Origin of the sequence: Pseudomonas sp. SM4 (genome assembly GCF_051913165.1) — a bacterium.
Taxonomy (GTDB): domain Bacteria; phylum Pseudomonadota; class Gammaproteobacteria; order Pseudomonadales; family Pseudomonadaceae; genus Aquipseudomonas.
This window is the reverse complement of sequence record NZ_JBODOE010000004.1, coordinates 318,563-342,771: the sequence shown is the minus strand read 5'-3', so window position 1 is coordinate 342,771 and position 24,209 is coordinate 318,563. Positions and strand designations below refer to the sequence as shown.

22 protein-coding genes are annotated in these 24,209 nt (G+C 60.7%); 10 read left to right on the top strand and 12 right to left on the bottom strand.

Translation table 11 applies throughout. From position 1 onward, the window contains the following. Window positions 1–71 precede the first annotated feature (71 nt). From hflX to ACQ4MY_RS09840, 7 genes are all read right to left on the bottom strand, one after another. Window positions 72–1,373 (bottom strand): ribosome rescue GTPase HflX, encoded by a 1,302-nt coding sequence (hflX, locus tag ACQ4MY_RS09870; RefSeq protein ID WP_008078331.1) that lies wholly within the window; start codon window positions 1,371–1,373, stop codon window positions 72–74. A 12-nt stretch (window positions 1,374–1,385) separates the two neighbouring features. Then, window positions 1,386–1,646, bottom strand: a complete 261-nt coding sequence (gene hfq, locus ACQ4MY_RS09865) for an RNA chaperone Hfq (RefSeq protein ID WP_007902656.1) — start codon at window positions 1,644–1,646, stop codon at window positions 1,386–1,388. A gap of 95 nt (window positions 1,647–1,741) precedes the next feature. Further along, complete coding sequence (gene miaA, locus ACQ4MY_RS09860) at window positions 1,742–2,713, bottom strand: tRNA (adenosine(37)-N6)-dimethylallyltransferase MiaA (protein ID WP_440094906.1); 972 nt, start codon at window positions 2,711–2,713, stop codon at window positions 1,742–1,744. After that, a complete protein-coding gene (mutL, locus tag ACQ4MY_RS09855; protein ID WP_440095023.1) occupies window positions 2,713–4,614 on the bottom strand; it encodes a DNA mismatch repair endonuclease MutL in 1,902 nt (633 codons plus the stop codon). Before mutL ends, miaA begins: the two co-directional genes overlap by 1 nt. An 8-nt stretch (window positions 4,615–4,622) precedes the next feature. Beyond that, entirely contained in the window at window positions 4,623–6,050 is a 1,428-nt protein-coding gene (locus ACQ4MY_RS09850; RefSeq protein WP_202949183.1) for an N-acetylmuramoyl-L-alanine amidase, read from the bottom strand. Between the two features lie 3 nt (window positions 6,051–6,053). Next, the gene (gene tsaE, locus ACQ4MY_RS09845; protein WP_007967425.1) at window positions 6,054–6,524 is read right to left on the bottom strand and encodes a tRNA (adenosine(37)-N6)-threonylcarbamoyltransferase complex ATPase subunit type 1 TsaE; all 471 of its coding nucleotides are present in this window, start codon (window positions 6,522–6,524) and stop codon (window positions 6,054–6,056) included. Further along, a complete protein-coding gene (locus ACQ4MY_RS09840) occupies window positions 6,512–8,011 on the bottom strand; it encodes an NAD(P)H-hydrate dehydratase (RefSeq protein ID WP_440094905.1) in 1,500 nt (499 codons plus the stop codon). Before ACQ4MY_RS09840 ends, tsaE begins: the two co-directional genes overlap by 13 nt. Before the next feature lie 63 nt (window positions 8,012–8,074). On the opposite strand from ACQ4MY_RS09840, the gene queG reads away from it, so the two are divergent. Then, the gene (queG, locus tag ACQ4MY_RS09835) at window positions 8,075–9,139 is read left to right on the top strand and encodes a tRNA epoxyqueuosine(34) reductase QueG (RefSeq protein ID WP_440094904.1); all 1,065 of its coding nucleotides are present in this window, start codon (window positions 8,075–8,077) and stop codon (window positions 9,137–9,139) included. A gap of 90 nt (window positions 9,140–9,229) precedes the next feature. Here queG and ACQ4MY_RS09830 read toward each other — a convergent pair whose 3' ends face one another. Together ACQ4MY_RS09830 and orn are read right to left on the bottom strand one after the other, a co-directional pair. Further along, on the bottom strand, window positions 9,230–9,841 hold the full coding sequence (locus tag ACQ4MY_RS09830) for a trimeric intracellular cation channel family protein (RefSeq protein WP_158833131.1): 612 nt from the start codon (window positions 9,839–9,841) through the stop codon (window positions 9,230–9,232). A 183-nt stretch (window positions 9,842–10,024) separates the two neighbouring features. Further along, entirely contained in the window at window positions 10,025–10,567 is a 543-nt protein-coding gene (gene orn, locus ACQ4MY_RS09825) for an oligoribonuclease (protein WP_122593819.1), read from the bottom strand. Between the two features lie 107 nt (window positions 10,568–10,674). Between orn and rsgA the strand changes: the two genes are divergently transcribed. The 4 genes from rsgA to ACQ4MY_RS09805 all read left to right on the top strand — a co-directional run bounded on the left by rsgA (window position 10,675) and on the right by ACQ4MY_RS09805 (window position 13,772). Beyond that, window positions 10,675–11,706, top strand: a complete 1,032-nt coding sequence (rsgA, locus tag ACQ4MY_RS09820; protein ID WP_008078342.1) for a small ribosomal subunit biogenesis GTPase RsgA — start codon at window positions 10,675–10,677, stop codon at window positions 11,704–11,706. A gap of 211 nt (window positions 11,707–11,917) precedes the next feature. Beyond that, entirely contained in the window at window positions 11,918–12,325 is a 408-nt protein-coding gene (locus ACQ4MY_RS09815) for a TIR domain-containing protein (protein ID WP_440094903.1), read from the top strand. A 2-nt stretch (window positions 12,326–12,327) separates the two neighbouring features. After that, a complete protein-coding gene (locus ACQ4MY_RS09810) occupies window positions 12,328–13,287 on the top strand; it encodes a caspase family protein (protein ID WP_008078344.1) in 960 nt (319 codons plus the stop codon). After that, window positions 13,287–13,772, top strand: a complete 486-nt coding sequence (locus ACQ4MY_RS09805; RefSeq protein ID WP_008078345.1) for a toll/interleukin-1 receptor domain-containing protein — start codon at window positions 13,287–13,289, stop codon at window positions 13,770–13,772. The genes ACQ4MY_RS09810 and ACQ4MY_RS09805 overlap by 1 nt, the downstream gene beginning before the upstream one ends. Before the next feature lie 108 nt (window positions 13,773–13,880). On the opposite strand, the gene motB is transcribed toward ACQ4MY_RS09805, so the two are convergent. Beyond that, complete coding sequence (motB, locus tag ACQ4MY_RS09800; RefSeq protein WP_008078349.1) at window positions 13,881–14,957, bottom strand: flagellar motor protein MotB; 1,077 nt, start codon at window positions 14,955–14,957, stop codon at window positions 13,881–13,883. 3 nt (window positions 14,958–14,960) lie between these two features. Beyond that, window positions 14,961–15,812 (bottom strand): flagellar motor stator protein MotA, encoded by an 852-nt coding sequence (gene motA, locus ACQ4MY_RS09795; protein ID WP_007952169.1) that lies wholly within the window; start codon window positions 15,810–15,812, stop codon window positions 14,961–14,963. A 166-nt stretch (window positions 15,813–15,978) separates the two neighbouring features. On the opposite strand from motA, the gene ACQ4MY_RS09790 reads away from it, so the two are divergent. The 4 genes from ACQ4MY_RS09790 to ACQ4MY_RS09775 all read left to right on the top strand — a co-directional run bounded on the left by ACQ4MY_RS09790 (window position 15,979) and on the right by ACQ4MY_RS09775 (window position 21,251). Further along, entirely contained in the window at window positions 15,979–17,517 is a 1,539-nt protein-coding gene (locus tag ACQ4MY_RS09790; protein WP_440094902.1) for an HDOD domain-containing protein, read from the top strand. 42 nt (window positions 17,518–17,559) lie between these two features. After that, a complete protein-coding gene (gene rhdA, locus ACQ4MY_RS09785; protein WP_440094901.1) occupies window positions 17,560–18,375 on the top strand; it encodes a thiosulfate sulfurtransferase in 816 nt (271 codons plus the stop codon). Window positions 18,376–18,393: 18 nt separating this feature from the next. Further along, window positions 18,394–19,254: an archaetidylserine decarboxylase gene (asd, locus tag ACQ4MY_RS09780; RefSeq protein WP_440094900.1), complete on the top strand. Its 861-nt coding sequence runs from the start codon at window positions 18,394–18,396 to the stop codon at window positions 19,252–19,254. Window positions 19,255–19,499: 245 nt separating this feature from the next. Continuing rightward, the gene (locus tag ACQ4MY_RS09775; RefSeq protein ID WP_440094899.1) at window positions 19,500–21,251 is read left to right on the top strand and encodes a molecular chaperone; all 1,752 of its coding nucleotides are present in this window, start codon (window positions 19,500–19,502) and stop codon (window positions 21,249–21,251) included. Window positions 21,252–21,332: 81 nt separating this feature from the next. Here ACQ4MY_RS09775 and serB read toward each other — a convergent pair whose 3' ends face one another. Beyond that, complete coding sequence (serB, locus tag ACQ4MY_RS09770; RefSeq protein ID WP_008079219.1) at window positions 21,333–22,547, bottom strand: phosphoserine phosphatase SerB; 1,215 nt, start codon at window positions 22,545–22,547, stop codon at window positions 21,333–21,335. 134 nt (window positions 22,548–22,681) lie between these two features. Between serB and ACQ4MY_RS09765 the strand changes: the two genes are divergently transcribed. After that, a complete protein-coding gene (locus ACQ4MY_RS09765) occupies window positions 22,682–24,193 on the top strand; it encodes an AhpA/YtjB family protein (RefSeq protein ID WP_440094898.1) in 1,512 nt (503 codons plus the stop codon). The last annotated feature ends 16 nt before the right edge of the window (window positions 24,194–24,209 follow it).

Sequence of the window (24,209 nt, the reverse complement as noted above, 5' to 3'; positions counted from 1 at the left end):
GACGCACCCACGGCGCGCCGACCAATGCTACAGAATGCCTGCCGTTACGGCACAACCGCTTCTTCAGGCTTTTATTGCAAAGTGTGTTGCTCGATGAATTCCATCGGCTGCAATCCTTCGCGGCTTACCAGTCGATTCAACTCGACACGGGGCAAACGAACGGCCAGCAAACTGATGCCTTCTTCGTCGTGTTCTTCTTTCTGCACCGCACCGAGTTCGAAAAACTGCGCACGCAGTCGCGCGAATCGTTGCGGCAAGCGCAAGGTACCGATAAACAAATCACTGCCAAGTAACTCGGCGATGGCTTGCTCAAGCAATTCCAGACCACTGCCATCACGCGCCGACAGCCAGACCCGCTGGGGCTTGCCGTTTTCGTCGCGCTGGATTTGTGGCTCAACGCCTTCAAGCAAATCGAGTTTGTTATAGACCTCGAGGATCGGCAAGTCCTGGGCTCCGATCTCGCCCAGCACCAGCATCACCTGCTCGATCTGCAACATGCGATCCGGTTCGGCCGCATCGATCACGTGCAACAGCAGGTCGGAATTGCTCGACTCTTCGAGCGTAGACCGAAATGCCTCGACCAGCTTGTGCGGCAAGTGACGAATGAACCCCACCGTGTCCGCCAGGACAATCGGCCCCAGGTCGTCCAGTTCCAGACGGCGCAGGGTCGGATCGAGCGTGGCGAACAACTGGTCGGCCGCGTACACGTCGGATTTCGTCACGTTGTTGAAGAGCGTGGATTTGCCGGCGTTGGTGTAGCCCACCAGAGACACGGTAGGAATGTCCGCACGGGAGCGGCCGCGACGCGATTGCTCGCGCTGGCTGCGCACTTTCTCCAGCCGGCCCTTGATCTGACGCAGGCGCACCCGCAGCAGACGACGGTCGGTTTCGAGTTGGGTTTCACCCGGGCCGCGCATGCCGATACCGCCACCTTGACGCTCAAGGTGAGTCCAGCCACGAACCAGGCGCGTGCTCATGTGGTCAAGCTGGGCCAGTTCGACCTGGAGCTTGCCTTCATGGGTACGGGCGCGTTGGGCGAAAATATCGAGAATCAGACCGGTACGGTCGATCACGCGACACTCGAAAACACGTTCGAGGTTACGTTCCTGACTGGGCGTGAGGATGTGATTGAAAATCACCAGATCGGCTTCTTCAGCCTTGACCAGGTCGCGCAGCTCCTCGACCTTGCCGCTGCCGATCAGGAATTTGGCGGTTGGCCGATGACGCGGCACGTTAAAAAACGCAACGGTCTCGGCGCCCGCCGAATTAGCCAATTCCTGAAACTCCTGCGGATCTTCGCGCGCCTCAGGGTCCTGTCCATCCAAGTGAACGAGGATCACTCGTTCACCACCACCGTGGCGCTCAAAGAACAAAGGAGACTCCTATCAGGCGTTACCTGGCTCAGCGTCACCTGCTTCGGATTCGGTTGCGCTAGGCAGACGAATTGGACGAACCGGCACGACTGTCGAGATAGCGTGTTTGTAAACCATCTGGCTCACGGTGTTTTTCAGCAGGATCACGAACTGGTCGAACGACTCGATCGTGCCTTGCAGTTTGATACCGTTGACCAGGTAGATGGAAACCCCAACTTTCTCTTTACGTAAAGTATTCAAGTAAGGGTCTTGTAGCGAATGCCCTTTTGACATGTGCCGCACTCCTTTAAGGATTCAATAATAAAAAATAGGTAATTCAGATGGCTTTGGCCGTCACACCCCCAAGGATAGACGGCAATTGCAAGGACTCAGCTCAATATGGAGATGGTCCCAAGGTATTTCAAGGCGCGTGGCAGATTGTCGCAATCAAGACTGTCCAGCCAGTGTAAATCTTCCCAGCTGCGCAGCCAGGTGAACTGGCGTTTGGCCAATTGGCGCGTGGCGATGATGCCGCGCTCTTGCATTTCGGCCAACGTCAGCTTGCCATCCAGGTAATCCCAGACTTGGCGGTAACCTACTGCACGTATAGACGGCAACCCGGCATGCAGGTCACTTCTTTTACGCAGGGCTACGACCTCGTCGATGAATCCCTGTTCCAACATATTTGTGAATCTTTGTTTAATGCGCTCGTGCAATACCTGACGATTTGCCGGGGCAATGGCCAAGTTCGCGACAGTATAGGGCAATTGTTGCAGTCCCGAAGCGGCTGCTTCAGTACTTTGCGCAGATTGTTTCTGACGCAGGGCGGTCATGCTCTGACCGCTGACCCGATAAACTTCCAGCGCCCGACTCAAGCGCTGCGGATCGTTCGGGTGAATCCGCGCCGCCGACACCGGGTCGATGATCGCCAATTGATCATGCAAGGCTTGCCAGCCAAGGCGTGCAGCTTCTTCTTCGATCTGCGCGCGGATCTCCGCATCGGCCGCTGGCATATCCGCCAGACCTTCAACCAAAGCCTTGTAATAGAGCATCGTGCCGCCGACCAGCAGCGGAATTTTTCCGCGTGCGGTGATTTCAGCCATGGCTTGCAGGGCATCGCGACGGAAATCCGCAGCCGAATAGGCTTCGGCCGGGTCGAGGATGTCGATCAAACGGTGCGGATATTCGGCCAGCAGTTCTTTCGAAGGCTTGGCGGTACCGATGTCCATGCCGCGATAGACCAACGCCGAATCGACACTGATCAGCTCGCACGGCAGCACCTTGGTCAGCTCGATGGCCAGATCGGTCTTGCCCGCAGCGGTCGGGCCCATCAGAAAAATCGCTGGAGGGAGCTGATTCATCAACGACCGCGCAGGAACAGTTTGTCCAGATCGTCCAGGCCCAGTTGGGTCCAGGTCGGTCGGCCATGGTTGCATTGACCGCTGCGCTCTGTGTTTTCCATGTCGCGCAGCAGGCCGTTCATTTCCGGCAAGGCCAGGCGCCGGTTGGCGCGGATCGCGCCGTGGCAGGCCATGGTGCCGAGCAATTCGTTGAGGTGTGCCTGAATCCGGTCGCTGGTGCCGTATTCCATCAAGTCCGACAGCACGTCACCGACGAGGCGGTTGGCTTCAGCCTGCTTCAACAAGGCCGGAATCTGACGGATCGCCAGGGTTTCCGGGCCCAGACGCTGCAATTCAAAGCCCAGACGCTGGAACCATGCCGCGTGCTCTTCAGCACAATCGGCTTCGCGCTGACTGACGGCCAGCGACTCCGGCACCAACAAGGGCTGACCGCTCAAGCCTTCGCTGGCCATGGCGATTTTCAGGCGTTCATACATGATTCGCTCGTGCGCGGCGTGCATGTCCACCAAAACCAGGCCTTGGGCGTTCTCGGACAGAATGTAGATGCCCTTGAGTTGCGCCAATGCGTAACCAAGCGGTGGAATGTCTTCCTGACCGGCGGGCAGCGCGTTGGCGTTGGCCTCAGGCAACGGCGCAAAAAATTCGCGATAAGCAGCCTGAGCTTCGGCAGCCGGCGGCATGCCTGACTGCGGCCGCGGCGTGTACTGATACTGATAAGCGCCGCCGGCACTGGCGCCGGACGAGGTATTGAACGCCGGTTGCGCCTGCGGTTGCTCCAGCAGCGCATTGGCCGCCAGACGCATTTCACCTTGCGGGCCGAATTCCCCGGCATCGAGGCCGCTTGGACGAACGATGGCGGTGGTTACTGAGCCGGCCAGTTGATCTTCCGGACGCACATCGCCCAATGCGCGATGCAGCGTGCCATACAGAAAGTCATGCACCATGCGCCCGTCACGGAAGCGCACTTCGTGTTTGGTCGGGTGCACGTTGACGTCGACGGCTGCCGGATCGACCTCGAAAAACAACGCAAACGTCGGGTGGCGACCATTGAACAGCACGTCGCGATAGGCCTGGCGCACGGCGTGGGCGACCAGTTTGTCGCGCACTGCCCGGCCATTCACAAAGAAATACTGCAAATCCGCCTGGCTGCGGTTGAAGGTCGGCAAACCGACCCAGCCCCACAGATGCAAGCCGTTGCGCTCGATCTCGATGGGCAGCGCCTGCTCAAGGAACCCCGAGCCACAGATCGCCGCCACACGCCGGGCGCGGGCCGCATCATCGTGGGCCTCGTGCAGGCTGAGGATGGTTTTGCCGTTGTGACGCAGATGGAACGCGACGTCAAAACGCGCCAGCGCCAGACGCTTGATCACTTCTTGCAGGTGATCGAATTCGGTTTTTTCGGTCTTGAGGAATTTGCGCCGCGCCGGAGTGTTGAAGAACAGGTCACGGACTTCCACCGAAGTACCGACCGGATGCGCGGCCGGTTGCACCCGCGGCGCCATGTCACGGCCTTCGGTTTCGACCTGCCAGGCTTGCTCGGCATCGCGGGTACGCGAGGTCAGCGTCAGCCGCGCCACGGAGCTGATCGACGCCAGTGCCTCACCCCGGAAACCGAGGCTCATCACTTGTTCGAGGTCTTCGAGGTTGCGGATCTTGCTGGTGGCGTGACGGGCCAGCGCCAGCGGCAAGTCATCGGCGGAAATGCCGCTGCCGTCATCACGGACGCGCAGCAGCTTGACGCCGCCCTGCTCGACGTCGACATCGATGCGCTTGGCGCCGGAGTCGAGGCTGTTTTCCAGCAACTCCTTGATGACCGAAGCCGGACGTTCAACCACCTCACCGGCGGCAATCTGGTTCGCCAGCCGTGGACTGAGCAGTTCGATGCGCGCGGCAGCGTTCAGCACTTCGTTCATTCTTTGGACGCCAGTTCGGTGCCAGGAATGGTCAGGTGCTGGCCGACTTTCAGCTCATCGCTTTTCAGGTTGTTCGCGCTGCGCAATGTGGCCGGCGACACCTGATAGCGCACACCGATCATCGCCAGGGTTTCACCCGGGCCGACGCGGTGATCACGCGGGCCTTGGGCGATCTTGCCGGAGTCACGCAGCCAGGCAATGTAGGTGCCCGGTGGCGGATTCTGCTGGAAGAACTGCCGCACGCCGCTGCTGATCGAGCGCGCCAGCGCTTGCTGGTGGCCCGAGGCCGAGAGCTTGTTGGCTTCGTTGGCGTTGGAGATAAAGCCGGTTTCGACCAGGATCGACGGAATGTCCGGCGACTTCAGCACCATGAACCCGGCCTGCTCCACACGCTGTTTGTGCAGCGGGGTGACGCGACCGATGTTGGTCAGGACTTTCTGGCCGACGTTGAGGCTGGAGGTCAGCGAGGCGGTCATCGACAGATCGAGCAGCACGCCCGCGAGCATGCGGTCCTTGTCGTCGAGGCTGACGTTGCCGGCACCACCGATCAAGTCGGAACGGTTTTCGCTGTCGGCCAGCCAACGCGCGGTCTCCGAGGTTGCGCCGCGATCAGACAGGGCAAATACCGATGCGCCAAAAGCGGCCGCCGAAGGCGCGGCGTCGGCGTGAATCGATACGAACAGGTCAGCGCCCTTCTTGCGGGCGATTTCGGTACGGCCACGCAACGGGATGAAGTAGTCGCCAGTACGGGTCAGTTCGGCGCGGAAGCCTTTCATGCCGTTGACCTGACGCTGCAATTCGCGAGCGATCTGCAACACCACATCTTTCTCACGTTGACCGCGCGAGCCGGACGCACCCGGGTCTTCGCCACCGTGACCGGCGTCGATCACCACAATAATGTCGCGCTTGCCGGCCGGGGCTGGCGGCAGCTTGATCGCTGGTTCTGTCGGGGTCACCGGCACGGCTGGCACGGTTGCGACCGAAGGTGTCGGCGCAGGTGCAGGTTCGGCATCGGCTGCGTTATCGAACAGATCGACCACCAGACGGTTGCCGTATTGGCCATTCGGCGCCAGCGAGAAGCTTTTCGGGGTGACGGCTTTCTTCAGGTCAATGACCACCCGCAGATCGGTCGGCGTGCGCTGAGCCGAACGCATCGCGGTGATCGGCGTGTTGGCAGTCTGCACATTCAATGGCGCACCGAGGGTGGCACCATTGATGTCGATCACCAGCCGGTCAGGCGCGGTCAGGGTGAAGACGCTGTGCTGCACCGGTCCGCTGAGGTCGAAGACCAGTCGCGTGTTATCCGGCGCTCGCCACAAGCGCACGCTGTTGACCTTTGAATCGGCCACAGCGTTGACGGTTACTGCCATCAACAACAGTCCAACGGCAGCCACCAACGCGCGAAAGCGCATACCTAACCCCATCATTTAATTGGATTCCAATGCCAAAGCGGCACACCAGGCCTCGCCACGCGAGCCCTGGGATAAAATTTTCAGCGAACGCCCGCTGTCTTGCGGGCTAATGGTAATGGTCAGGTCAGGCTTTGGCAAAAAGCCTGCACCTTTATCGGGCCACTCGATCAGGCACAGGGCATCGTCTTCGAAATAGTCGCGGATGCCGAGAAACTCCAGCTCTTCCGGATCGACCAGTCGATACAGGTCGAAGTGGAAGGCGCGGACGTCGCCGATCTCGTAGGGCTCAACCAGGGTGAAGGTCGGACTTTTTACTGCGCCGACATGACCGAGCCCACGAATGATGCCCCGCGACAGCGTGGTTTTGCCCATTCCGAGGTTGCCTTCAAGGAAGATCAGGCCATGACCCTGGGTCACGCGGGCGATCCGTGCGCCAAAGTCGCTCATGGCTTGTTCATCGGCCAGGTACAGGGTTACTTCAGACACGGTGCATGCTCCTCCAACAACTGACGAATGGCTGGAATCAGATCACTGGCCGCCAGCCCACGGCCCAATTTGCCTTGTTGCATCCCCGCATTGGCGTGCAGCCAGACCGCCAGGCAAGCGGCATCAAAACCGTCCATGCCTTGCGCCAGCAGCGCACCGGTCAAACCGGCCAACACATCACCGAGTCCCGCAGTGGCCATGGCGGGATGGCCTTGGTGACACAACGCCAGACGGCCATCGGGATGAGCAATCAGGCTGCCCGCGCCTTTGAGCACGACCACCGCTGAGTATTTTTTGCTCAGCGCCAGCGCCGCCGCCGGACGATCCGCCTGCACCTGCGCTGTGCTGATTCCCAGCAAGCGCGCCGCCTCACCCGGATGCGGGGTGATCACACAGTCCTTGGGCAGATCAACGAAACCACTCGCAAGCAAGTTGAGCGCGTCGGCGTCCCACACTTGCGGCAATGCCGCATTGGCTGCCGCCGACAACAACGCACGCCCCCAACTGGCCTGCCCCAACCCCGGCCCCACCACCAGCACAGAGACGTTCTCCAGCAAAGCCATCAACTGATTGGCCGACGAAGTCCCGAGCGCCATCGCTTCTGGCACTCGCGTCAACGCTGCCGGGACATGTTCAGGACGGGTCGCCAGCGAAACCATGCCCGCGCCGCTGCGCAGGGCCGTTTCGGTGCTGAGTAAAATCGCCCCGCCAAAACCGTGATCGCCACCGATCAACAGCACGTGGCCGAAACGGCCCTTGTGCGCAGCCGGTGCTCGCGGTGCCAACCTTGGAAGGTTAGCCGTGGTGAGCCGTTGGGCGATCAGCGGAATGTCACGATAGATGTCGGCGCCGGCCTGCAAATCGTTAAACAGCAATTCGCCGACGTGATCCGCCGCGTCCCCGTTGAACAAGCCGAGTTTCAGGCCGATGAAGGTTACCGTCAGATCAGCCTGCACGGCGGCACCGAGCACGTGTCCGGTGTCGGCGCACAATCCAGAAGGAATATCGACGGCCGTCACCGGCAGGCCACTGGCGTTGATGGCCTTGATCGCCGACACGTAAGGCTCGCGCACATCCCCGCTCAGACCCGTGCCGAGCAATGCATCGAGAATGATCCCGCGCAGTTCGCTCTGAGCCTGCCAGCCCTGGACCGCGACACCTTCCGCCAACGCCTCGGCATGGGCCAGCGCAGCATCGCCCTGCAGGCGCTGCGGATCGCCGACCGCCAAAACGTGCACGTTCCACCCGGCTCGCCGGGCCATGGCCGCGACCAGGTAACCGTCACCGGCATTGTTGCCATGCCCGGCCAGCACCGTCAGTTCAGTCGCCGACGGCCATTGCCGCACCAGCGCTCGCCAGGTCGCATGCGCAGCGCGCTGCATCAGTTCGAAGCCCGGTGTACCGGCGGCAATCAGCCGTGCATCGAGTTCGCGCACCTGTGCGGCGCCATACAGCGCGTCGGGTAATTGATCTTTCGTGTGCGGCATGCGTCTTCGGGCTCCGATGTCTGGCAGAATTATACGCATCTCAGCTCCGGTTTCTCTCGCCTCATGTCCGCCATCACCACAGACCTGCCCGCCCTCGCCCAATCGATCAAGGATTGGGGCCGCGAGCTGGGCTTTCAGCAAGTCGGCATCAGCGGTCTGGATCTCGCCGAGCACGAGCAACACCTCGCGCGCTGGCTCGAGGCCGGCTACCACGGCGAAATGGACTACATGGGCGCCCACGGCAGTAAACGTTCGCACCCGGAAGAACTGGTTCCGGGCACGTTGCGCGTGGTTTCGCTGCGCATGGACTACCTGCCCGGCGACACCGAAATGGCCAAACGCCTGGCCCAACCGGAAAAAGCCTACGTCTCGCGTTATGCCTTGGGCCGCGATTACCACAAATTGATCCGTAAACGCGTTCAACAATTGGCCGACAAGATTCAATCCGAGATCGGTCCGTTCGGTTTCCGTGCCTTTGTCGACAGCGCGCCGGTGCTGGAAAAAGCCATCGCCGAACAGGCTGGACTGGGCTGGATCGGTAAAAACACCTTGGTATTGAATCGCAAGGCTGGCAGTTATTTCTTCCTCAGCGAATTGTTCGTCGATCTGCCGTTACCGGTGGATGAGCCGCACAGCACTGAACATTGCGGCCGCTGCACCGCGTGCCTCGACATTTGCCCGACCAACGCGTTCGTCGGCCCGTATGTGCTGGACGCGCGCCGCTGCATTTCGTACCTGACCATCGAACTGAAAAACGCAATTCCTGAAGACCTGCGCCCGCTGATCGGCAACCGCGTGTTCGGCTGCGACGACTGCCAGATCGTCTGCCCGTGGAACCGCTTCGCCAAACCTTCCGGCGAAAGCGACTTCAAGCCACGGCACAATCTCGACAACGCGGAACTGGCTGAGTTGTTTATGTGGGACGAGGATAAATTCCTCAGCAGCACCGAAGGCTCACCGCTGCGCCGCGCCGGGTATGAGCGCTGGTTGCGCAATCTGGCGGTAGGGCTCGGTAATGCGCCGTCGAGCATTCCGGTGCTGGAAGCGTTGAAGGCGCGGCGGGACTATCCGTCAGAGCTGGTACAAGAACACGTCGAATGGGCTCTGAAACAACACGGAATCGCATAATCCCCTGTAGGAGCTGCCGCAGGCTGCGATCTTTTGATCTTGAACGTCAAAAGATCGCAGCCTTCGGCAGCTCCTACATGGAATATCGCGTTACGGTTGATCGTTGTAAACGAACTTGGGCATTTCCCAGTGGAAGCGGATCGCCAGCAAGCGCAGCAGGAAGCCGCCGAACAGAGTAATGAGGATCGCCTGCTCGCCCGGCACGTTCAGATACAGGCAAAGCATGTAGCACCACGCCGCCGCGAACGAGACGCTGGCGTAGAGTTCTCGGCGGAAGATCAACGGGATGTCGTTGCAGAAGATGTCACGCAGGATGCCGCCGAAGACGCCGGTGATCACGCCGCTAACCGAGGCGACCAACATGCCGTGGCCCATTTCCAGTGCGGTCATGCAGCCGATCAGGGTGAAGGCCACCAGGCCGACGGCGTCGAGCACCAGAAACAGTGAGCGCAGGTGACGCATCCAGCGCGCGGTAAATACGGTGAACATCGCCGCCACCGAGGTCAGCACCAGGTATTCCGGGTGTTTGACCCACGTCAGCGGGTAGTGCCCGAGCAGCACGTCACGCACCGAACCGCCGCCCAACGCCGTGACGCAGGCGATCAGCACCACGCCAAACCAGTCCATGCCACGACGGCCGGCAGACAGCGCGCCGGTCATGGCTTCAGCGGTGATGGCAATCAAATAGAGCATCAGCAACATGGTGGCGATCCAGGCAGGAAGGCGCGCAGTCTAGCCATTTCGGCGCGGCACCAAAAGAGGGCGCCACAGCAAACACAAAACCCTGTAGGAGCTGCCGAAGGCTGCGATCTTTTGATCTTTGTTTTGAACCTGAAAATCAAGATCAAAAGATCGCAGCCTTCGGCAGCTCCTACCGGGATCGCATCAGAATTTGATGAAGTGCTTGCGGTAGTGCTGTAGCTCGGCGATCGATTCGCGAATATCGTCCAGCGCCAAATGCGTGCTGCCCTTTTTGAAGCTGTCGCGCACGTCCGGTGCCCAGCGTGCCGCCAGTTCCTTGAGCGTCGAGACGTCGAGGTTGCGGTAGTGGAAGTAGCTTTCCAGCCCTTTCATGTGGGTATACAGGAAGCGGCGATCCTGGCAGATGCTGTTGCCGCAGATCGGCGACTTGCCTTTCGGTACCCATTTCTCGAGGAAGGCGATGGTCTCGGCTTCGGCTTCGGCCATGCTGATGCGGCTGTCGCGCACGCGCTGGGTCAGGCCGGAGTTGCCGTGGGTGCGGGTGTTCCACTCGTCCATGCGGGCGAGCACTTCATCGCTGTGATGAATGGCGATCACCGGGCCTTCGGCCAGGGTGTTGAGGTCACTGTCGGTGACGATGGTGGCCATTTCGATGATGACGTCGTTGTCCGGATCCAGACCGGTCATTTCCAGGTCGATCCAGATCAGGTTCTGCGGGTTTTGCATAATGGGGCTCCTAGGCAATGCTGCGCAGTTTAGCCTAGGCAGCTTGCCGGGCGTGCTAAACTCGCGGCCGTTTTACCTAATCGCTGCATTCTTCAGACGGAACACCCATGGCCAAACGCCAACTCAATCGTCGTCAAAACTGGCGCATCGAAAAGATTCAGGGCGAACGCGCCGCACGCGCCGCCAAACGCGAGTCCTCGGCTGTCGAAGCCCTTGAGGGCGGCGACCTGGGCCCGGAACAAACCGGTCTGGTGATCGCTCACTTCGGTGTGCAGGTCGAGGTCGAGGCCATTGACGGCGAACAGGCTGGCCAGGTTTTCCGCTGTCACTTGCGCGCCAACCTGCCGGCGCTGGTGACCGGCGACACCGTCGTCTGGCGCGCCGGCAATCAGGGCATCGGTGTGATCGTCGCGCAATTGCCGCGTACCACCGAGCTGTGCCGTCCGGACAGCCGTGGCCAGTTGAAGCCGGTCGCCGCCAACGTCGACATGATCGTCATCGTCTTCGCGCCGCTGCCCGAGCCGCATGCCAACCTGATCGACCGTTATCTCGTAGCCGCCGAACACGCAGGCATCCGCCCGTTGTTGCTGCTGAACAAGTTCGACCTGATCGACGAGCAGAACGCACCGGCGCTCAACGCGCTGCTGGCGGTGTACCGCACGCTCGGTTATCCGGTGCTGGAAGTGTCGGCGCACCACGGTGACGGCATGGAACAACTGCAAAAGCAGCTCGACGGGCGCATCAGCGTGTTCGTCGGTCAGTCCGGTGTCGGCAAGTCGTCGCTGGTCAACAGCTTGCTGCCTGAAGTGGAAACCCGTGTCGGGCCGTTGTCCGAGCTGTCCGGTCAGGGTACGCACACGACGACTACCGCGCGGTTGTTCCACTTCCCAGGCGGCGGCGAACTGATCGACTCCCCGGGTATTCGCGAATTCGGCCTCGGCCACGTCAGCCGCGCCGACGTTGAAGCCGGTTTTATCGAGTTCAATGATTTGCTCGGCACTTGCCGTTTCCGCGACTGCAAACACGACCGTGAACCGGGCTGTGCGCTGCTCAAGGCGCTGGAAGATGGCCGCGTGCAGCAACAACGCATGAACAGCTACCGCTCGATCATCGCCAGCTTGCCTGAAAACGGCTATTAAACAGTCGTACCGGCAGCCCTTTGCCCAAGGGCTGCCGGATGTCGGTTTTCACCTGACACCTCCCTACCGCTTTTAAACATCAGGTTTTTCTGTAGGACTTCTGCACGCCTGTTTGCAGGACATTTCTCTTTCTCCGCCCAAGCCTTGTAGGCTCATTTCATGGGCCTACATTGAGTTCCTCGTCGCACGTTCGCGCCCCAGAGGAACCCCCATGCAAACCTACCATTTGTTCATCAGCCACTCGTGGAACTACTCCCACGCCCACGACAATCTGGTGCGCCTGCTCAGTGCCCACCCCGACTTCACCTACAAGAATTTCTCGGTGCCGACGCACAACCCGATCATGGGCGCACAGACCGACCAGCAGCTCGAAGAAGCCATCGAAAACAAGATTCGCCCCTGCTCCGCCGTTCTGATCATGGCCGGCATGTATTCGACCTACAGCAAGTGGATCAACAAGGAAATCGAGATCGCCAAGCGCATGGGCAAGGTGATCATCGCGGTGAAACCGTTCGGCGCCGAGCGTATTTCCACGGTGGTGCGTAACGCCGCACACGCCGAATGCGCGTGGAACACTAACAGCATCGTCGGCGCGATCCGTCTGCACACGGCGGCCTGATCATGCGCAAGGGACTGTTTATCGGCATCAACGACTACACCCATATTTCGCGCCTGAGCGGTTGCAGCAATGACGCCATGGCCATGGCCTCGGTGCTGAAAACCGACGCCGACGGCGACCCCAATTTCAAAAACGTCGTGCTGACCTCGGCGGAGGATTACCTGGGCCGGGAGATGCTCGAAGACCAGATCCGCGAGCTGTTTTCCGGTGACTGCAACGTCGCGCTGCTGTACTTCGCCGGGCATGGCGGCTTCGACACCGACAATGATGAGGGCATGCTGCTGCCCCAGGATTATCGCAACGCCAAGGACGGCATCCGCATCAGCGACATCCTCAACTGGGCGAGCAAAGCCACGCGCATCAAGAACAAAGTGATCATCCTCGATTGCTGCCAAAGCGGCGCCGCCGGCGAGGTGCGCGCCTTGCGCAGCGAAAGCAGTGTGGTCGGCGAAGGCATGACCATTCTCACCGCGTGCAAAAAGGAAGAGCCGGCCATGGAAGGTGCGCAACACGGCGTGTTTACCGGTTTACTGCTGCAGGCTCTGCACGGTGGCGCGGCGAATATCCTCGGCAAGATCACCCCCGGCAGCCTCTATTCCTTCGTCGACAACGCCCTCGACGCGTGGGAACAACGCCCGGTATTCAAGACCAACGTGTCGCAGTTCATTTCCCTGCGCGAAGTCTCGCCGCTGATCCCCAAAGAGATCCTGCGCAAACTGCCCGAGTGGTTTGCCGAAGCCGAATCGACCTATCCACTCGACCCCAGCTACGAGCCGACCGAAGCGACGTTCAACCCCGAGCACGGCGAGGTCTTCGCCCAGCTGCAAAAGTGCAATCGCCACAGCCTGATCGAACCGGTCGACGCCGAGCACATGTACTACGCCGCCCTCCACTCCACCGGCTGCCGCCTCACCGCGCTCGGCGCCTACTACCGCGAACTCGCGATTAAAGGACACTTTTGATGCCTGTCTTCATCAGCTACCGCCACATGGATCGTATGCAGGCCATGGCGATCAACAGTCGCCTGAAACAGGCGAACATCAAGACCTACCTGGATGTGCTCGACCCGGAATCGCAGACCACCGACGACATCACCGGCGTCATCACCCGCAACATCACCGAATGCACGCACTTGCTCGCGGTGGTGTCGGAGAGGACCGCTTTGTCGTGGTGGGTGCCGTTCGAGATTGGTGAGGCGACGATCAGCAACCGACGGATCTGCTCGTTCAAGACCGGGCCGGCGCAGTTGCCGTTGTATCTGGATAAATGGCCGAAGTTGAGTACGGACAGAGATCTGGATTTCTTTATCGATGCTTATCGCGAGGAAGTGACGAACAAGCGGTCGGTGATGCTGGATTCGATGAGTGAGTCGATGAAGGGGACTTACAAGAGGAATGCCGAGCAGTTTCATGATCAGTTGAAGAGCAGGATTCGGCGGGGGTTCTAAGACCTCACTTGTCTGGCTCCCGATCAATTTCGTAACGTTACGCAATTGATCGGCGAGGTGAAATTCCAGCCACAAAAAAGCCGACATCGCTGTCGGCTTTTTTGTGCGTCACTGCTTCGGCGCGGGGGCCGGGGCAGTGGCTGGCGGAGTGGCCGGCGCTGGCGCCGCACTCCCCGGTTCCGCCGGTTTCGGCGCGGCGTCATCAAACAGGTTCAACCGCTCGCGCAACTCATGCGCAGGCACCGGTTGCTGATCCGCCGGCAGCGCATTTGGATCAACCGGCGTTGCCGGAGCAGCGCCGTTTTGACCTTGATCTGCCGGTTTCGCTGGATCGGCACCTTGCGCACCTTCGATCGCGGCTTGAGCCTTTTTGGTCAAAACAACGATGTCGATACGGCGATTGACCGGGTTGAACGGGTTTTCCCGGTCGAACAACGCCGACGAGGCATAACCGACCACCCGCGCCACTTGCGCATCCGGATAGCTACCAGCGACTAACGCACGACGAGCGGCGTTGGCACGGTTGGCCGACAGTTCCCAGTTACCGAAATCGCCGGTGCCGATGTACGGCTTGGCGTCGGTGTGACCGCTGATGCTGATCTTGTTCGGCACCGCTTTGATGGTGTCGGCCATGGCCAGCAAAATGTCTTCGAAGTACGGCTTCAGGCGTGCAGAACCGGAATCGAACATCGGCCGGTTCTCGGCGTCCATGATCTGGATGCGCAAGCCGTTCGGCGTGATCTCGAAGAGGATCTGATCCTTGAATTTCTGCAGCTGCGGGTTTTCGTCGACCTTGTTCTGCAGTTCTTGCAGGAGCAGTTCGAGGCGCTCTTTCTCGACCATTTCGGCCATGCCTTCGACTTGCTCGGCGTCGACCGTGACCTTGTCCGGTTGCGGCTGGGACTTCACCTCAGGGTTGAGGGTGTTTTCCGGCGCCAGCGTCGGCGTGCCGCCCAGATCGATAATGTACGGCGTGCCGCTTTCGGAGAAGCCGACCGGGTCCTTGAAGTAACCGGCGATGGCGATCTTCTGCTCAGGCGTCGCGGTGGACAGCAGCCACAGCACCAGGAAGAACGCCATCATCGCCGTGGCGAAGTCGGCGAAGGCGATTTTCCACGCTCCGCCGTGATGCCCGCCGGCTATGCGCTTGACGCGCTTGATGATAATCGGCTGATTATTTTCCATGGCTTAGCGACCGCGAACGGCTTGTTCCAGCTCGGCAAAGCTTGGACGGTGGGCCGGGTACAGCACCTTGCGACCGAACTCGACCGCCAGCGACGGCGGCATGCCGGAAGCCGAAGCCACCAGCGAGGCCTTGATGGCTTCGTAGACGTTCAGCTCTTCCTTGGCATCGTGGGCCAGGGAGTGCGCCAGCGGGCCGAAGAAACCGTACGCCGCGAGAATACCGAAGAAGGTACCCACCAGTGCCGCACCCACGTGCAGGCCGATGGACTTCTGGTCGCCTTCACCCAGCGAGGCCATGGTCACCACGATACCGAGTACCGCCGCGACGATACCGAAACCGGGCATGGCGTCGGCAATGCCGTTTACCGCGTGGGACGGGTGTTCGAGGTCTTCTTTGAGGCTGTACAGTTCCATGTCGAACAAGCCTTCCAGCTCGTGCGGGGCCATGTTGCCGGACGACATGATGCGCAGGTAATCACAGATGAACGCGGTCATGCGTTCGTCTTTGAGCACGGCCGGGTACTTGGCGAAGATCGGGCTCGCGGCGGCATCTTCGATGTCGCCTTCAATGGCCATCATGCCTTCGCGGCGGCTCTTGTTGAGGATCTCGTAGATCAGGCCGAGCACTTCCAGATAGAAAGTGTGGCTAAAGCGCGAACTGAACATGCTCAGGGATTTCTTGAGCACGTGCATCGTCATGTAGCCGGGGTTGGCCTGCAGGAATGCACCGAGTGCAGCACCACCGATGATCATCACCTCGAAAGGCTGGATCAGGGCGGCAATCTTGCCGTGGGAAAGCACGTATCCGCCGAGCACGCTCGCGAATACGACGATGATGCCGATAATTTTAGCCATAGGTAGGAAAGTACTTACTGAGTCGGGTTCAAGGTCATATTCGGAAGTTAAAAAATCTCTTCTTCTACTTATCGGCAAAACTGCGCCAGACTATAGCCAGTTCAGGCGAAAAGCCAATTTAGCCCATGCCGGGCGCGTCTACAGTCAGTGAAGATCCCGTCCAGACATGGCTAATGAAACGAACGTCCCACACGTAAAACCAACCACCCTCGAAGGCTGGGTCAAACTGCTCGACAGCGTCCGCCTGCCCGTGCCGCAAGAGGCTCACGATAAAGTCTGCCGGGCGATCCGCGACAATCGCAGCTCGCTGCGCGACATTGCCGACCTGATGCAAGACAGCCCGGCGCTGGCCTTGAGCATCATCCGTGAGGCCAATCGTCACACCCACGGCACCATGGCCACGCCAGCGGAAAATCTTGAGGTGGCGATCAATCGCCTGGGCCTCGCCCGCACCGAAGAATTGCTCGCGCGCCTGCCCGCCGAACCGCAAATGCAGATCCCCAAGGCTCTGCGCCAGTTACAGATGATCAGCCAGCACGCGACGCAACAGGCCAACGGTTTTTTCGCCAGTCGCCTGGCGCGGCTGTGGCAGGACATTCATTGGGGCAGCCTGCTGTTTCTGTCGCCGCTGTGGCCACTGGCGCTCACTTATCCACAGTTGCTCGAAGAGTGGGAGCTGCGGGTTATCCACAAGGGTGAATCGGCACGCGTGGTCGAGAAGCAATTATTCGGCGTGCGCCTGCTGCGGATCGCTGAAGCGCTGGTTGCGGTCTGGCATCTACCGATCTGGGTGCAACAAGGCTATAAATTGCTGCTCAGCGAACAGCGTGAATTGGTGAAAGTGCTGCGCATCGCCCGCGACAGCGAACATCCGCTGCGCCAGCAGAATCGCCTGGATGACGATCCGACCTTGCGCCGCTGGCTCAACCAGCCGGCCAACACTGTGCTGCTGGCCAACGGTCTGGCGCTCTCGGCGCAACAGGCCTGGGACAGTCCGCACAGTGAACGCTGGCAGTACCTGACCAGCCTTTATCTGCAAATCTCGATGGATGACGTGCAGCAACAACTGCACCAGCAGGCGGCCAACAGTGCGCGTCAGCATGCGATGCCGGATCTCTGGCACCCGGCGGTTTCGCTGCTGTGGCCGTGGGGCACGCACCGTTTGCCGGCAGGCATGTTGCCCGCAGCGGCGCCGAGCGCTGAAGACCTCGGCCAATGGCGCCGCCAATGCGCCGAACTGCTCGCCGAACCGAGCCGCTTCACCAATGCCATGAGCCTGACCGTCGCCGCCCGCGATGCGCTGATTGCCAGCGGCATGCGTCGAGTGATGATCCTGATGGCTGACCGCACGCAGTCCAATCTGCGCGTGAATCAAACCGCTGGCCTGCCGAAAGAAGCGGCGGCGCTGAATTTTGTCGTCAGCCAGAGCAGCGTCCTGCAACGGCTGCTGGCGCAACAGGCGCAGGTGCGGATAACCCCGGAGAACAACGCGCAGTTCTCCGCCCTGCTGCCGCCGGGCCTGCGCACACTGTTTCGTGGCGAGCACTTGTTTCTGCGTTCACTGGTCAACAATGGCCGGGTGATCATGATTGTGGTCGCCGATCAGGGCGGCGGGCCGTTCGCCGACATCACCGTGCAAGCCTTTGGCAAAACCGCGCAGTGCATCGAAAAAGCCCTGCACAGCTTTAGCAGCCGCGGCCGATGAGGCTGCGCTACAATTCCCCCCTTTGTGCTCTGGAGACCTCGCATGTCTGACTTCTCTGGCTTGCCGCTCGTCATCGAACCGAGCGACCTGCTGCCTCGGCTTGAGTCTGAAGAGCTGATTCTGGTGGATCTGACCAGTGCCGCGCGCTACAGCGAGGGACATCTCCCCGGCGCGCGCTTTGTCGACCCCAAGCGCACCCAGCTCGGCCAGCCGCCGGCGCCGGGGCTGCTGCCGGCCAAAGCCGATCTGGAAGCGTTGTTCGGTGAGCTGGGCCATCGCAAGGACGCGGTCTACGTGGTTTACGACGATGAGGGCGGCGGCTGGGCCGGACGCTTCATCTGGCTGCTCGACGTGATCGGTCACGACAAGTACCACTATATAGACGGTGGTCTGCCGGCATGGCTGGCGGATGGCATGCCGATGTCGATTCAGATTCCACCGGCAGCCGGCGGCCCACTGCCGTTGACCCTGAACGAAGAGCCGACCGCGACCCGTGAATACCTGCAAAGCCGTCTCGGCGCCGCCGATCTGGCGATCTGGGACGCGCGCGGGCCGCTGGAATACTCCGGCGAGAAAGTGCTGGCCGCCAAGGCCGGACACATCCCCGGCGCGGTCAACTTCGAATGGACGGCGGGCATGGACAAGGCGCGTCAGTTGCGCATTCGCAGCGACATGCCGCAGATCCTCGAAGACCTCGGGATCACCAAGGACAAAGAAATCATTACCCACTGCCAGACCCATCACCGGTCGGGCTTCACTTATCTGGTGGCCAAATCCCTCGGTTATCCGCGGGTCAAGGGCTACGCCGGTTCCTGGGGCGAATGGGGCAACCACCCTGACACGCCAGTCGAGATTTAAGGTTTTTAAGGACAACTAATGAAAGAGCGTCTGTTTATCCTCAGCCAGTACCTGCTGCCTCATCACCTGCTGTCGCGCCTGGCCGGCTGCGTTGCCGAGTGCCGCGTGCGCTGGTTCAAGAATGCGTTCACCCAGTGGTTCGCCAAGCGTTATCAGGTGGACATGTCGCAAGCGCTGGTCGAGGACCTGACCGCTTACGAGCACTTCAACGCCTTCTTCACCCGTGCCCTGAAAGACGGCGCGCGTCCACTGGACGAAACCCCGGGCGCGATCCTCAGCCCCGCCGACGGTGCGGTCAGCCAGCTCGGCCCGATCGAACACGGTCGCGTGTTCCAGGCCAAGGGCCACAGCTTCAGCGTGCTGGAACTGCTCGGCGGTGATGCGGCCAACGCGGCACCGTTCATGGGCGGCGACTTCGCCACCATTTACCTGTCGCCAAAGGACTACCACCGCGTGCACATGCCGCTGGCCGGCACACTGCGCGAAATGGTCTACATCCCGGGCCGCATCTTCTCGGTCAACCAGACCACCGCCGAAAACGTGCCGGAGCTGTTCGCTCGCAACGAGCGTGTGGCGTGCATTTTCGACACCGAGCGCGGGCCGATGGCCGTGGTGCTGGTGGGCGCGATGATCGTCGCTTCGATCGAAACCGTGTGGGCCGGTCTGGTCACGCCGCCGAAGCGCGAGCTGAAAACCTTCCGCTACGACGAAGCTGCGCGTGCGCCGATCCATCTGGAAAAAGGTGCCGAACTGGGTCGCTTCAAGCTGGGTTCTACCGCGATCGTGCTGTTCGGGCCGGATCAAGTGAAGTGGGCTGAAGAACTGGCAGCCGGCTCGCCGGTGCAGATGGGCCAAGGCCTGGCACTGCCAAACGCCTGAGTACGCATCGACCGTCATGGATTCCCCTGACGTTCGATACCTCTGTAGGAGCTGCCGAAGGCTGCGATCTTTTGATCTTTGGACGCGGAGCGTCCACGGCTGCGTTCCCACGCAGAGCGTGGGAACGATCAAGATCAAAAGATCGCAGCCTGCGGCAGCTCCTACACGTTGTTATGTGTGCATCATCAATGACGAAGCGTTGAGGCAGAACACCCGCTCGCTTATTTGCTGCTATGGTTTTTGGCATGAGCCAAACCATATCCTCCCCACAGCTACGTGCGCCGACCCCGAGTCAGCCGCGCCTGTCGTTTTGCGAAGCCACCCCGCGCGACCTCAAGCGCTGGATCGCCGGCCTGCCCAAGGCCAATATCGGCGAAACCGCCCGCCAGTTGTATCAAGGCCTGGGCGAACTCAACCAGTTGCTCACCCCCAGCGACAATCGCCTGCAACTGCTCGAGCTGCTGCGTCCCGAGGTGTATTACGTCTGCCAGCATCTGGAGCGGCATTTCCTGCATCAGGCGATCATGCTCGACGAACGTTCGCGCAAGATCAGCAACCTCTGCCAGGCGCTGCAAAGTCATCTGGCGACGGGTTACAAACAGATCGTCCTGCGCATCGCGCCCAAGTACAGCAAAGATCGCGTGACGCTGGTCAGCACGGCACTGCAACGGGCGGCTCATGCGCTGAAAGGGCAACTGGTGCGCGCGACGCAACTGTACAGCCCGGCGCCGGAACAGCTGTGGTTCGAGCTGCATCAGTTGTATCGCTGCGCCTGTGAATTACAGCTGCAACAGCGGCGCGTGCCGGATGCGCTGGCCAGCCTCACCGCCGAACTGAGCCTCGAACAGACCTACATCGCCGCCCTGCTGCTGGGTAGCGCACGCTGCAATCAGTTGCGGCAGAACCAGATCGCCCGACTCGCCGAAGTGCTCGAACCGTGGAGCGCCCTGCTCAAACTGCATCCCGGCCGCGCCGACGATGGCTTGTTTGCAATCAGCGCGCAAATCGACGCCGGGCCGCGTTACCGCAACATGTTCCGCAGCGAACAAAAGGCTGGATTGCTCGGTTTCGATCCCCAGCCGCTGGTGAGCACCCTCGAAGCGCATTTGCTGCATCAGGACACGTCGACACCCTTGCCGATCCCGACCGGGCTCAGCTTCGACACTCTGCAACACCTGCATGCCGCGTGGGGCCAGACCGCCGAACGCAGCTTCCAGCGCACCGTTGGCCAGGGCAGCCTGACCGTGTGCGTGGGCATGAGCGCCCTGCACTTCCACCTCGGCGGCGAGCGCAGTTTCAGCGACATGCTCAAACATCCCGCCGCCCGCGCAGCGAATTTCAGCAACGCCGTGGCCAAGGGTGAAAAGGACAGCTGGAGTCAGGCGTTCGACGCGGCACCGCAAAACAATGAGCAGTTTCTGCCCTACGAAGAAATCCAGTACGACCACCTCGTCGAAGACGAAAGCAGCGCCGACGCTGCACCGCACTATCCGACTTATGCCTTGCCCGTGATCAATCACAGCCCGGGCGGCTATTGCCTGGCGTGGCCAAAAGAGGTGCCCGCCGAATTGCAGGCCGGGGAAATGCTCGGCATTCAGGACAGCGTCAGTCTGGGCTGGAGCATTGCGGTGATTCGCTGGATTCGTCAGGTGCGCGGTGGCGGCACGCACATGGGCATCGAGTTGGTGGCACCGCATGCGCAGCCGTGCGGCTTGCAGTTGGTGCGCTCGCGCGACGATCACAGCCAGTATTTGCGCGGGTTGTTACTGCCGGAAATCAGCGCGATCGACTTACCGGCAACCTTGCTGGCGCCGCGATTGCCGTTTCAGGAAGGCAATAAAGTACTGATCAACACCCAGGGCGAAGAACACCGCGCCGGCCTGGATCGGCGGGTGGCGAGCACGCACAGTTTCAATCAGTTTGCTTATCGCTCGCTGGAGGCCGCGCAGAATGGCGCGAGCGAGGAGGATTTTGATTCGTTGTGGAAATCACTCTAAAGCAAAAGATCGCAGCCTGCGGCAGCTCCTACAGGAAACCTATGTAGGAGCTGCCGAAGGCTGCGATCTTTTGCTCTTTATTTACAACTGCCCATCACGATCGCGAAAGCCCAGCAGATACAGCACACCATCCAGACCCAACGTCGAGATCGCCTGCTTCGCCGACTGCTTGACCAACGGCTTGGCGCGGAATGCCACGCCCAACCCGGCAATCGCCAGCATCGGCAGATCGTTCGCGCCATCGCCCACGGCAATGGTCTGCTCCAGACGCAAACCTTCCTTGTGCGCCAGTTCTTTCAACAGATCAGCCTTACGCTGCGCATCGACAATCGGCTCGATCGCCACGCCCGTGCACTTGCCATCCACCACTTCCAGTTCGTTGGCGAACACGTAGTCGATGCCAAGCTTGGCCTGCAATTGCTTGGCGAAATAGGTGAAGCCGCCGGACAGAATCGCGGTCTTGTAGCCCAGACGCTTGAGCTCGGCGAACAGCGTTTCGGCGCCCTCGGTCAGGCGCAACGATGCGCCGATAGAGTCCAGCACGCTGACATCCAGACCTTTGAGCAAGGCCAGACGCTCTTTGAAACTGGCACGGAAATCCAGTTCGCCAGCCATCGCCCGCTCAGTGATTTCCGACACTTGCTCACCCACGCCGGCAGCCTTGGCCAGTTCGTCGATGACTTCCGCTTCGATCAGCGTCGAGTCCATGTCGAACACCGCCAGACGCCGGTTGCGGCGGAACAGCGAATCTTCCTGGAAGGCGATGTCGACATTCAGCTCTTGGGCGACGCTGAGGAATTCGGCGCGCAAGGCCTGCGGATCAGCCGCTTCGCCACGCACGGAGAACTCGATACAGCCCTTGCCCTTGTCGGCTGGAGTGTCCAGCGGCATGCGACCCGACAGACGGTCGATATGGTCGATATTCAAACCGTATTTGGCGGTGATCGAGCTTACGGCCTGCAATTGGCCGGCGGTCACTTTGCGGGTCAACAGGGTGACGATGTGGCGCTTTTTGCCCTGATTGCCCACCCATTGCTGGTAATCCTCTTCGGACACCGGGGTGAAGCGCACCTGCTGGTCGAGCTCGTAGCCCTTGAACAAGATGTCCTTGAGCACAGACTTGCCCTGCTCGGAATCGGGAATTTCCACGAGGATGCCGAACGACAGCGTGTCGTGGATCACCGCCTGACCGATGTCGAGAATGTTCACACCACCCTGTGCCAGAACACCGGTTATGGCTGCCGTCAGACCCGGACGGTCGACTCCCGTGATGTTAATCAGGACGATTTCGCGCAACGCGCACCCCCGCAACTGGAAAAAAACCGCATTCTACCCACTTTCAGTGACCATCGGGCACCGCGAGCGCTTTGCCGGTCTAGGGCCTGTCGCTATACTGCGCGTCAACTTCACGGACAAAAGAGCCGAGCTCAGTGAACCGGCCCACGCCAGTTAAAACCGATAACTTCTTCCTGCTGATCTTCCGTGCACTGCGCCACCGCCGTGTACCGATTGCATTGCGCATTGCCAGCCATAACGTGATCCTGGTCGCTCTGGCCCTGGTGATTTATGCCGGCGTGATGGGTTTGCAATTCAAGCAGGCCATGCACGAGCAGGCCGATGCGCTGGGCGAAAGCCTGACCACGCAGACCGCCACCTCCGCCACGGAGCTGTTGGTGTCCAACGACATCCTCAGCCTCAACGTGCTGCTCAACAACCTGACCAAAAACAAACTGGTGGCCCACGCGGCAATCTATAGCGTGGATAACCGCATCCTCGCCGAATCCGGTCAGCGGCCCAAGCACAGCCTGCTGGGCGAAGCCGAAGGCATGTACGAGAGCAAGATCACTTTCCAGGACGTGACCGCCGGGCAACTGCGCATCAGCCTGGACATGGATCAGTTCCAGCAGCCGATGACCATCAGCCTGCAAAGCATGGGCATCCTCAGTGCGATTCTGTTGGCACTGTCGCTGGCCTTGAGCCTGCGCATGGGCCGCTACCTGACGACACCGCTGCTGCAATTGCGCGTCTGGCTGCGCCGCATCGACGAACACACGCCGGGCACCGACCGTCAGGACGAGATCGGCGATCTTGCCCGTCAGTTGCACGCCGACTTTGCGCCGGAGCCTGCGCCAATACCTGAGCCGGAACCCGAGTTCGAAGAAGAGGACGACGAGCCTGAGTTCGAAGTGCGCAACCTGCGCGATCCGAGCTTCGATGAAAGCCGTCCGATGGCCGCGCAAAAACCGGCGCCTCGTCATGTAGTCAGCACCGTTGAAGACGACGATGACGACGACGCGTTTGCCGACCTGCGCGACGAATCGCTCGATCAGGCCCCGCACCCGACTCTGCGCAAAGCCACCCCGAGCGTGCCGCAACACAGCGCCGTGCTCGCTGTGCAACTGGGTTCGCAAGAGCAATTGCGACGCCTGCCGCGCGCACGCCTGGAAGAGCTGCTGGAGCGTTATCGCGACTGCCTCGATCAGGCCGCTTCGCTGTATCAGGGCGAAATCGAAACCCTCAACGACGGCAGCACGCTGATGCTGTTCCACACCGAAGACAGCGGCGACGATTACCTCACCAATGCAATCTGCTGCGGCGAGCTGCTGCGGGCGCTGGGTCATCAGTTGCAGATTGAAGTCGCGGACAGCGGCATCACCCTGCAATTGCAGTTGGGCCTGACGTTGGGCGATGAGTTGTTCGGTTTGAGCCAGATCGATCTGCTGCTGACCGATTCGGCGCAGGATGCTCTGGCCCTGTCGCAACACAGCCGCAACCTGTTGCTGGTTGAACGCAAGATCGGTGACGACGCGCTGATCCGCCAGCGTGCGCGGATCCGCCCGATCGCCAGCCCTGAAGGCGCTTGCTGCGTTGAGCGTTTGATGGAGCCTTATCCGTCGATGCTGGAGCGGCAATTGGCGCGGATGCATGAACGCCGGGCGTAAGCCACAGGCCTGAAAC